This window comes from Kitasatospora sp. NPDC024654 (genome assembly GCF_055559155.1).
Map to the genome: position 1 here is coordinate 1 of NZ_JBVHLF010000146.1, position 10,023 is coordinate 10,023.

A 10,023-nucleotide genomic window follows, 5' to 3' on the forward strand; every position below is an offset into this window, starting at 1 on the left:
CAGGATGATCAGACGATCGCAAGAAGGGTCGGATTTGCTCCGGTGGGTCCCGTTTCATCCGCCGTTCAGCGGTCAGTTTTCAACCGTCGCTGAGAATCTGACCACCAAACCAGTCACCACGAGTTTTGACAGCAGTCCGGTTCTTGCCCTGGGCAGTATGAGCGTGCTCATGGTGAGAGGGGCTGGTCATGCCGCGGCAGTCGAAGGTGGAGTTGTATGCGGCGATCCGGCGTGACCATCGTGCGGGTGAGTCGATGCGGGCCCTGGAACGCAAGTACGGGGTGACCTATCGGACGGTGCGAAAGGCAGTGAACTCCGCCTGGCCGGAGCCCCGGAAGAAGTTGCCTCGGCGGGAGACCGCTCTGGATTCGTACAAGTCCGCGATCGACGCGATGCTGCGGTCGGACCTGGACGCGCCGCGCAAGCAGCGGCACACCGTGACGCGGATCTTCCACCGGCTCGTTGAGGAACACGGCGCCGAGGACGTCTCCTACCAGATGGTCCGCCGCTACGTCGCGGACAGGAAGCCGGAGATCCTCGCCGCGTCCGGAAAGGCGCCGGTGGAGGCTTTCGTGCCGCAGACTCACCCTCCCGGCATGGAGGCCGAGGTCGACTTCGGCGACGTCACGGTGCGGCTGGCAGGCGAGTTGGTGACCTGCTACCTGTTCTCCTTCCGCCTGTCCTACTCGGGCAAGGCGGTGCACCGGGTCTTCGCCTCGGCCGGCCAGGAGGCGTTCTTCGAGGGGCACGTCCACGCGCTGAACGTGCTGGGCGGCGTCCCACGCGGCAAGGTCCGCTACGACAACCTGAAGGCGGCGGTCGCCCAGGTCACCGGCCTGAGCCGAGCACGGGTGGAGGCCGACCGCTGGACCGCGTTCCGCTCGCACTTCGGGATCGAGAGCTTCTACTGCCGCCCCGGCATCGAGGGTGCCCACGAGAAGGGCGGCGTCGAGGGACAGATCGGCTACTTCCGCCGCAACCACTTCACGCCGGTCCCGGAGGTCTCCTCGTTCGCCGAGCTCAACGAGCTGGTCGACCGGTGGGATTTGCTCGACGACGCTCGCCGGATCGGTGCACGACCGCGGACCATCGCCGAGTACTTCGCCGTCGAGCGGCCCTACCTGGTGCCGCTGCCTGACGAGCCGTTCGAGACGGGGCGGCTGTTCACCCCGAGAGTGGACCGCTACAGCCAGATCACGGTTCGCACCAACCGCTACTCGGTGCCGGTCCGGCTGATCGGCAAGAAGGTCCGGGTCATGCTGCACGCCTCCCATCTGGTGGTCTACGACCAGAACGTGGAGGTCGCCCGGCACGAGCGCCTGATCGCCAAGTGCGGCACCCGCCTGGAGCTGGACCACTACCTGGAGGCGCTGGTCCGCAAGCCCGGAGCACTTCCCGGCGCGACCGCTCTCGAACAGGCGCGCTCAGCGGGCAGGTTCACCCCGGTCCACGACGCCTGGTGGGCCGAGGCCCGAAAGGTCCACGGCGAGCGGGAGGGCACCAAGGCCCTGATCGAGGTACTGCTACTGGGCCGCCACCTGCCCCACGAGCACCTGGTCACCGGCCTGGCCGCAGCCCTGCGGGCCGGCGCCCTGACCGCCGACGCCGTCGCCCTGGAAGCCAGGAAGGCCGCCCAGGCCGACAGCGAGCCGGCTGCGGACCGGCACCCGCACGACCAGCTGACCGTCCGCAGGACCCCGAGCACGGTGACGTTCCTGCACGAGTGGCGGCTCGCGCACCTCCCGCCGGACACCAGGCCGCTGCCCTCGGTGACGCCCTATGACCAGTTGCTCCGACGCCGCCGCGACAGCGGCGGTGGCACCGCTCCACCGTGAGGGAGAAGCCCGTGTCCCTGCCCCGCCAGCGAGGCCTGACCGAGCAGGCCGCCGACGCCGCCATCGACACCGCATGCCGCTTGCTGCGGCTGCCGACCATCCGAGCCGAGTTCTCCGACATCGCCGCCAGCGCGGTGAAGGACCAGATGACCTACCGCGGCTTCCTGGCCGAGCTGCTGATGGCCGAGTGCGACGACCGGGCCAGACGCCGCTCGGAGAGGCGGATCAAGGCCGCTGGCTTCCCGAGGGAGAAGTCACTTCGGGCCTTCGACTTCGACGCCAACCCGAACATCGACCCGGCCACCATCCACACCCTCGCCAGCTGCGAGTGGATCAAGAAGAGCCAGCCGCTCTGCCTCATCGGCGACTCCGGCACCGGCAAGTCGCACATGCTGATCGCTCTGGGCACCGAGGCCGCCATGAAGGGCTACCGCGTCCGCTACACCCTCGCCACCAAACTCGTGAACGAGCTGGTCGAGGCCGCCGACGAGAAGCAGCTCAACAAGACCATCGCCCGCTACGGCCGCGTCGATCTTCTCTGTATCGACGAACTCGGCTATATGGAGCTGGACCGCAGGGGCGCCGAGCTGCTGTTCCAGGTTCTGACAGAGCGTGAGGAGAAGAACAGCGTCGCCATCGCCTCAAACGAGTCGTTCGGCGGCTGGACCAAGACCTTCACCGACCCCCGCCTCTGCGCGGCCATCGTCGACCGCCTCACGTTCAACGGCACTATCATCGAGACCGGCACCGACTCCTACCGCCTGGCCACCACCCGCGCCCGCGCCGAAGAACACGCTCAAGTCGGCTGACCGGACCGAACCACCGGGGGCCACCAGGAGAGGCGGACCCCCGGCTCGCACCAAGTCATCCCTGCAGGGCGAAGGAGGCCCGCTGCCGCCAGATCCTGCCGTCGTGCACCATGAGGTCGACCGTCGAGACGCGCGCCGTGATCGGGAGGGCGCCGGCGAGGGCGGCCTCGATCTCGTCCAGGACTTCGGGTTCTTGATGCTGGGCAATGGTCAGGTGCGGGACGAGGTCGGTGAACTGGCCTTCGAACGGTGGGGCTTCCGGCCACCGATCAGCGATCGCCTGGGTGAGTTGCCGAAGCTGCCTGTCGGGCTCGGGGACGAGATACAGGATGTCGGGGAACCGTCCGCACGTCTCGAATCGCACGTCGAAGGCCTGGTGGCCGGCCAAGGTGTCAGCGACGGCGGCACAGACGTGAGCGTCTATCCGGCCCTCCTGGAGGAAAGGGAACAGCACGGTCACATGAGCCGGAACACCGGCCCGGGCCGAGGGATCGAGCCGTTCACGCCATACCCGGACAGCCGGCTCCGTCTCCGGGAACCTGACGATGAGTCCGGTCTGTCCTGCCTGGAACCTGCTGGAACTGTCGTCTGCCATGGAACCGCATGGTGCCACCTGCAAGAGACGCACGTTCGGATTTTCAAAGCACTTGAGCTGCCCAGCCATCAGCCACAGCAAAGTGCAGGGAAGCAACCGCCTACGGGGAACACGCTGTCATTTCTCGTGAACATCTTCCCCGGCCAAGATCACCTGCTGCTGTCGAAACCCGATGACAAACGCTGTCGCCGGAGATGAACAGAGCCACCACGTACTCGTCCGCGCCGAGAGGTTCGCCTTCGTAGGTTCGCGCGTATAGGTCAAGGATGCGCTGGGCCTTGGCGCCGAAGTCCAGGTCCCGGATGAAGATCCAGGACTGGTACTGCCAGGGCTTGAGCGCATCCTGGCGAAGCCAGCGGCGCACGGTGGACGCCGAAACGGTGTCGGTGATCCCGCGCGCGGTCAGCTCGGCGGCCAGTTCCGGGCACGACCAGCGCGCTAGCGGCACCCCGGTCTCGGCCGGGAGCTGGCAGGCCAGTGCTTTGGCCTCGGCGACCTGCACGGGGGTGAAGCGGGCCGGGCGCCCGCTGCGTCTGCGGTCGGCCAGGGCCGGCAAGCCGCCGTGGGCGAACCGGCCCCGCCAGGTGCGCACGCTGTCCACGTGCACACCCACCTCGACAGCGATCCGCGCGTTGGACCTGCCCCGAGTCGCCAGGAGCACGATCTGTGACCGGATCCTGGCCTGGTGCGGAGTCTTGTGACCGTAGGCCGCCTTTTTCAACCGTTGCCGCTCGGCGGCCGTCAGGGCTATGGGGCGGGCGGCAGGAACAGGCAAGGCAGACAGGCCGATCAGCAGAAGTGGATCAGGACGCCATGGGGGTCCTGCTCATGCCGTCTCGTGGTGGAGGGGGTCCAAGGCGGTGAGTTCTTCCGCCGACAGGCGCAGGGAGCCGACGGCGACGTTCTGGGCGAGGTGGTCGAGGTCGCCGGTGCCGGGGATGGCCAGGACGTGGGGGCCCTGGTGCAGTGTCCACGCCAGCCGGATCTGGGCTGCGCTCACGCCGTGGGCGCGGGCGATGGCGTGCACCTGCGGGCTGTGGTCGGTGGTCGCACCAGCGGTGCGTCCGGTGCCGGCGATCGAGTAGAACGGCACGAACGCGATGCCCTGCTCACCACAGATGCCCATGAACTCCTTCTGCTCGGGCGATGCGCCGATGCCGTACATGTTCTGGACGCAGACCACCGGTGCGATGGTCTGAGCCTCGGCGAGGTGGTGGGGGCGGATGTTGGACAGGCCCAGGTGCCGGATGAGTCCGGCCTCGCGCAGTTCGGCAAGTGCGCCGAAGCGTTCGGCGATGGAGTCGGTGCCGACGATGCGCAGGTTCACCACGTCGAGGTGGTCGCGGCCGAGCTGGCGCAGGTTCTCCTCGACCTGGCCGCGGAGTTGCTCGGGGGTGGCGTGCGGAAGCCATTGGCCTGAGGGGTCGCGGCCCGGTCCGACCTTGGTGGCGATGACGAGGTCCTCCGGGTAGGGGGCCAGTGCCTGGTTGATCAGCTCGTTGGCACTGCGGAGCGACGAGAAGTAGAACGCGGCGGTGTCGATGTGGTTCACGCCGAGTTCGACCGCGCGGCGCAGCACACTGATCGCCTGGTCGCGGTCGCGTGGGACGGCATCGGCCGCGAATGCCTGGCCGTGCTGCGTCAGGCGCATCGCGCCGAAACCGATCCGGTTGACCGTCAGGTCGCCGAGCTTCCTGGTGACCGATGCCGCCGCGGTGATCGTTTGTGAGGTCATGGCGGGATGATCTACGCACGGTAGGCTGGCCCGCCATTGATTCATACATGCCTGAATCCATTGAGGAGCGTTCATCCGTGGCAGAGCTGGCGTTCTCGACGAGCGATCTGGCGCAGGTGCGGTTCGCCGTCTCACCGATGTGGGAGGTCGCACCGAGCTTCCGACTGCTGACGTCCGCCGCCGCGCATCCAATCCACGGACCCTGGGCCGACCAGGTACGCCCGCGTATGGTGGCCGCCGGGCTGGACCGGGGCTGGCTCTGCGAGCTGGTCCCGCCCACCGGCGGTTACGTCCCCGACTTCCTCAACCCGGCCCCCGCCGGACCGGCCCCCACCCCGGCGGCAGAGCGGGACGCGATCCGGGCCTCGCCCGCCGACCGGGTACGCCAGGACCTCGACCACCTCGCCCGCCACCAGGGGAACCTCGGCCCCCGGCTGCGAGCCCTGCACAACGACCCACAGGGCCTCCTGGCCAAGGTCGCAGAAGAGCTCGAAACGTACTGGGAGCTGGTACTCGCCCCCTACTGGGCACGAATCCGGGCAGTCCTGGACGCAGACATCCTCTACCGGGCCCGCCTGGCCGCCGAGCACGGCGCCGGCTACCTCCTCAACGACCTGCACATGTCCGTGAGCTGGGACGACAACGCGCTCCGGATGTCCCGCCGAAAGCAGCCGCTGACCCGCACGACGGCAGGCACGGGACTGCTGCTGATCCCCTCAGCCTTCACCGGACCAGGGTTGCGCACCCGAACGACGCCGCCGGACCCGCCCCAACTCGCCTATCCGGCGCGCGGTGTCGGCTCACTGTGGACGAAGCGCCCCCTCACCCAGACCGACACCCTCTCCGCCGTACTCGGCCGCTCGCGGACCCTGCTGCTAACCGAGTTGGAGATCCCGGCCTCCACCACACAGCTGGCCCACCGCACCGGACTCTCCCCCGCAGGGATATCCCAATACCTCACCGCGCTACGCAACGCGGGCCTGGTCAGCGCCCACCGCGCCGGCCGCTCCGTCCTCTACGCCCGCACCGCCGCAGCCGAAGCCCTTCTCCAAGCCGCCTCCGCCTGACCTCACGTCAACCCCCGAAGGATTTCGAGAGCCGACAACTAAGGGCGATCGCGAGACGGCCTCCGAGCCGCGATGAGGTCGGGGGCCTGGGCTGGTCGGGATGGTTGGGTAAGCCGCTACGACCGCCCGTGCGATTGGTCCAGGTTGCGGTCGGTCCCCCGGGCTTCGGAGAGCTTGGCTGCGGCGATTCTCCCGAGGACGATCGGTTGAGGTACCCGCTGACCCGGTGACGTCGTAGCCATCTGCCTGCGGTGAGGTCGTCGGCCGCTTCGCAGCGCGCCGTGCCGGTCCCCGGTGCCGCGCGCATCGTTCGGCCCCGGCGGTTCGGGGATTGACGGTCCTTTGACGTGGGTGCAGGTTCAAGCTCGCTACGCTGTTCGGGCCGACGGGTGGCGGCGTCGCATGAACTTCGAGGAACCGGGGGCCCGCATGCTGGACGGCTCATACGTGCCCGCACTGGCCGCACTGCTCGCCGTGGCGGCAGCGGCCCGTTTCGCGCCCTCGCGTGATCGCTCGACATCGTCTCCGGACCCGGGAGAGGTCGCCTTCCTGCGCGGCGGCGCCCGGGCGGCCGCGCAGACCACGCTGGTCGAACTGCACCTGCTCGGCGCCGTCGAAGCCAGCGGCGACGGTCGGGTCCTGCGGAAGGGCACCGCCCCCAAGGGCTGCTCGCCGCTGGCGCGAGCACAGTACGGCGCGCTCTTCGGCCGCAGCCACCCGGCCAGGCTGCAGGCCAAGCCGAGCGTCCAACAGGCGTTGACCGAACTGTCCCGCCGGCTGCAGCGCGCAGGCCTGTTGCTGCCGCGCTGGCGCTGGGCACTCCTGCGGATCTCGCTGCTCGCCGTGGTACTGGTCACCGCCCTGCTGGCCACCACGGGCAGCACGCACGTCGCCACCGCCACCGCCGCGGCATCCGTCCTGGCCGCAGTCGGGCTCTGGGTGCCGCCCCGCCGCACCGCGCGCGGCACGGCGCTGCTGCGCCGGCTGCGCAGGGAGGCCGACCACTCGCCGCACACCCTGGGCGACACGGTCTTGGCCGTCGCCCTCGCCGGCCCGCCGGCCCTGCGCACGCTGCTGCCGGACTTCACCAAGGACGGCGGCCTGCTGACGAAGCCGTCGCCCGAGTCCTTCGGGGACGCCAAGCTCACCCGCCGGTCTGCCGGGGCCTCATATCTCGGCGGTGATGGCAGCAGACACTAGCTAGTACTGCAACCGCATCTGAGCGGTCTGGCCTCGGCGTTTGTAGTGGGAGCGTCGGGCTCGGGCCTGGCTGCGGCGTCGGAAGCGTGACCAGTGCAGATGGTGCTCGTTGGTGTGGTGACGGGGTACGACGAGGTGACCCATCAGCCGGCGGATCTCCGGGACGCTCAGGGGTATGAGCTCGTGCTCGTCGTCCGAGGTGCCCCTTTTACGGCTTCTGTGGCGCGCACGGCGGTCAGGTAGGCCAGGGCGGCCATGGCCAGGGTGGTGTGCCGGTACCAGGCCCGATAGAGCCTCACCTGATAGTGGTCCAGGCCGCACTCGTTCTTGGCGACCTGAAACGACTCCTCGATCGCCCACCGCGCGGCAGCCACTTTGACCAGGTCTTTCAGGCGGGTGCCGATGGGGCCGTAGCAGACGTAGTAGGCGATCTCGGTCGGGTCACCGACGGAGCGGCGGGCCAGAACCCAGTGCCCGAAGCCGTTCTCCCACACCGGGCGGATCGCGACGCGGGCCCAGTCGTAGATCCGCTCGCCGTGCGAGCCCTGGCCGCCGGACAGACGCTTCCATGCCTGCCGGGGCAGTGCGGCGATCAGCTCGTCCACCCGGGCCTCGGCCCGGTTCACCGTGGTTACGGTGTCGTTGACCTTGGTGGCGAGCACGTGGGCGACGCGGCGTTCCTCCAGCCAGAGCCGTAGGTGCTTGACCTGCCCGTACGCCTCGTCCGCGGTGACCCACGCGAACGGAACCCCAGCGTCGATCGCCCGCTGCAGCATCCATTTGAAGTGCTCGTTCTTGGTTGCGAACGGCACCTCGTCGCCGATGCCGGCCGCCCGGCAGCGTTCGCGGTCGTCAGTCCAGGACCTGGGCACGTACAGCTCGCGGTCGATCAGCGCGCGGCCCTTGGACGAGGCGTAGGCCAGGAACGTGCCGATCTGGCAATTTTCCGTCCTCCCCGCTGTGCCGGTGTATTGACGCTGGACACCGGCCGAGCGGACGCCCTTCTTGAGGAAACCGGTGTCGTCGCCGATCAGGATCCCGTCCTTGGCACCGATCGTCTCCACCACGAAGTCGCGCACGTCGTCACGGACGGCGTCCTCGTCCCACTCGGACAGGTTGAGCAGACGCTGGACGCCGTCAGGCCGCAACTGCCCAACCTGTTCGGACAGCGTCCAGCCGTTTTTTCTCTCCAACGGTGCGAGCAGCCCGGTCAGATAGTCCATTGCCCGCTCCCGTGGCTCCGACCTGCCGAAACGGTGGGCGAACCGGGCATGGAGCCCGGCTATGCCCTCGGACCACGACTCGACCTGCTCAACTGTCAGCTCGTCAGCACACAGTCACACCAACGAGCCGAAGCTGTGATCGTTACGCACCTGCGGTTGCAGTACTAGGCATGAGGCATCAGGTATCCCAACTCCTCGGGTGGACCACCCCGGCGGCGCCGCTGCTGGCGCTGGACGGGCGGCCCTCGTGGATCACGCTGGTCCTGGTCGGGGGCCTGGGGGTGGCGGTGCGGCAGCTGGCGGAGTGGCAGCGCCGGCGCACCCTGGTGGAACTGGTCGTGCGGTCGCCGCTGGGCACCGTCGTGGAACAGGAGAGTGGGATGGCGGGACCTGGTATGCGGGTCCAGGTCGGTGTTCAGCGGGCCGAAGGCACATCGGATGCGGGCGAGCAGATCCAGGGGGCGAGCAGGTGACGGAGACCAGGCGGATTCCGGTAGAGGTCAGTGAAGCTGTCACGGTGCTCTTCCGGGCGGCGTACCGCGAGGTGCTGGCCTACACCACGATGCTGACCGGCTCGGCGGAGAGCGCCGCCGACGTGGTCCAGCAGGCGTTCCACGACGCCGCGCTGCAGTGGCACACGGTTGGCGGCCGGCCGCTGGACGGCCAGAAGGCATGGCTGAAGTCGGTGTGCCGCAACAAGCACATCGACGCCTCCCGCCGGGATGTTCGTTTCGATGAGCTGCGCGGCGCGGTCTACGAGCAGTACGCGCAAGCCCCGCACGACCCGGCGGACGTGGCCGTCGCCCGCGCGGTGCTGGACCAGTGCTGGAAAGTGATCGAGGCCATGCCCCAGGTCCGGCGCACGGTCGCCGTCCTGGCCTGGCGCGAGGGGATGGACCAGGCGGAGATCGCAAGCAGCCTCGGAATCGCACCCGGCACAGTACGGGCGCAGCTCCACAGGGCCCGGCGGCGATTAAACGATCAAATGCGGGACCAGCTGCCGTTCACCCGGCAGCAGAACGCGGAAGGCCCCACGGGCAAGAGGAGGAAGGCATCATGAGCACGTTCCAGCAGCCCGCCAGCCAGGCCGGCCCGACCGTATCCCTGCCGGAGCTGCTCCCTCAGATCGAACGGGACGCCGTACCGCAGCCGAGCGACACATCCGTGGAGCAAGAGCTGGACAAACTGCGCGCGTGGATGAGCGAGCCAGTAGCGGCAGGGCAGCCGACCGCTCCGCCCCCGGCCAGGGCAGGCGAGGAGGCGCGGTTCCTCACCGTCGCGGAGGCCGCCTCACTGATGCGGCTCAGCAAGATGACCGTCTACCGGCTGCTTCACACCGGCGAGCTGCCGGCTATCCGGGTCGGCAGGTCCTTTCGTGTACCCGAGCAGGCCGTGCTCGACTACCTCGCGGCCGGGAACGCCGCTTGGCTCGAAGTGTGACCACCCAACTTAAGACGACCACGACCTCCGACCCGCGATGAGGTCGGAGGTGCCCGGGAGCGCAGTTCCAGCCGGTGTCGGTCAGCCCACCCGGGTGGTGTCGATGTTCGGTGAGGCTG

The 10,023-nt window shown here is 68.9% G+C and carries 11 protein-coding genes; 7 read left to right on the top strand and 4 right to left on the bottom strand.

All coding sequences use genetic code 11. From position 1 onward, the window contains the following. Positions 1–188: 188 nt before the first annotated feature. Positions 189–1,835: an IS21 family transposase gene (gene istA, locus ACZ38L_RS36930; protein ID WP_465701994.1), complete on the top strand. Its 1,647-nt coding sequence runs from the start codon at positions 189–191 to the stop codon at positions 1,833–1,835. An 11-nt stretch (positions 1,836–1,846) separates the two neighbouring features. Then, entirely contained in the window at positions 1,847–2,644 is a 798-nt protein-coding gene (gene istB, locus ACZ38L_RS36935; RefSeq protein ID WP_465701996.1) for an IS21-like element helper ATPase IstB, read from the top strand. 55 nt (positions 2,645–2,699) lie between these two features. Here the strand turns inward: istB and ACZ38L_RS36940 are convergent, their stop codons facing one another. Genes ACZ38L_RS36940 through ACZ38L_RS36950 form a run of 3 tightly spaced genes read right to left on the bottom strand, consistent with a single transcriptional unit; the run spans position 2,700 to position 4,974 of the window. After that, positions 2,700–3,308, bottom strand: coding sequence for a 2'-5' RNA ligase family protein (locus ACZ38L_RS36940; RefSeq protein WP_465701999.1), 609 nt, complete (start codon positions 3,306–3,308; stop codon positions 2,700–2,702). Positions 3,309–3,339: 31 nt separating this feature from the next. Then, positions 3,340–4,014 (bottom strand): helix-turn-helix domain-containing protein, encoded by a 675-nt coding sequence (locus tag ACZ38L_RS36945; RefSeq protein WP_465702003.1) that lies wholly within the window; start codon positions 4,012–4,014, stop codon positions 3,340–3,342. Between the two features lie 51 nt (positions 4,015–4,065). After that, positions 4,066–4,974, bottom strand: coding sequence for an aldo/keto reductase (locus ACZ38L_RS36950; protein WP_465702007.1), 909 nt, complete (start codon positions 4,972–4,974; stop codon positions 4,066–4,068). 47 nt (positions 4,975–5,021) lie between these two features. Here ACZ38L_RS36950 and ACZ38L_RS36955 point away from each other — a divergent pair, with 47 nt between their 5' ends. Both ACZ38L_RS36955 and ACZ38L_RS36960 read left to right on the top strand, forming a co-directional pair. Beyond that, positions 5,022–6,041: an ArsR/SmtB family transcription factor gene (locus ACZ38L_RS36955; RefSeq protein ID WP_465702010.1), complete on the top strand. Its 1,020-nt coding sequence runs from the start codon at positions 5,022–5,024 to the stop codon at positions 6,039–6,041. 402 nt (positions 6,042–6,443) lie between these two features. Next, positions 6,444–7,241 carry a TIGR04222 domain-containing membrane protein gene (locus tag ACZ38L_RS36960; protein WP_465702012.1) on the top strand — a complete coding sequence of 266 codons (798 nt, stop codon included), beginning with the start codon at positions 6,444–6,446 and terminating at the stop codon, positions 7,239–7,241. Positions 7,242–7,408: 167 nt separating this feature from the next. On the opposite strand, the gene ACZ38L_RS36965 is transcribed toward ACZ38L_RS36960, so the two are convergent. Then, positions 7,409–8,563 carry an IS701 family transposase gene (locus ACZ38L_RS36965; RefSeq protein ID WP_465702018.1) on the bottom strand — a complete coding sequence of 385 codons (1,155 nt, stop codon included), beginning with the start codon at positions 8,561–8,563 and terminating at the stop codon, positions 7,409–7,411. A gap of 71 nt (positions 8,564–8,634) precedes the next feature. Between ACZ38L_RS36965 and ACZ38L_RS36970 the strand changes: the two genes are divergently transcribed. The 3 genes from ACZ38L_RS36970 to ACZ38L_RS36980 all read left to right on the top strand — a co-directional run bounded on the left by ACZ38L_RS36970 (position 8,635) and on the right by ACZ38L_RS36980 (position 9,904). Beyond that, positions 8,635–8,937, top strand: a complete 303-nt coding sequence (locus ACZ38L_RS36970; RefSeq protein WP_465702014.1) for a hypothetical protein — start codon at positions 8,635–8,637, stop codon at positions 8,935–8,937. Further along, on the top strand, positions 8,934–9,524 hold the full coding sequence (locus ACZ38L_RS36975) for an RNA polymerase sigma factor (protein WP_465702016.1): 591 nt from the start codon (positions 8,934–8,936) through the stop codon (positions 9,522–9,524). Before ACZ38L_RS36970 ends, ACZ38L_RS36975 begins: the two co-directional genes overlap by 4 nt. Before the next feature lie 137 nt (positions 9,525–9,661). Next, positions 9,662–9,904 (top strand): helix-turn-helix domain-containing protein, encoded by a 243-nt coding sequence (locus ACZ38L_RS36980; RefSeq protein ID WP_465702020.1) that lies wholly within the window; start codon positions 9,662–9,664, stop codon positions 9,902–9,904. Positions 9,905–10,023: the final 119 nt, after the last annotated feature.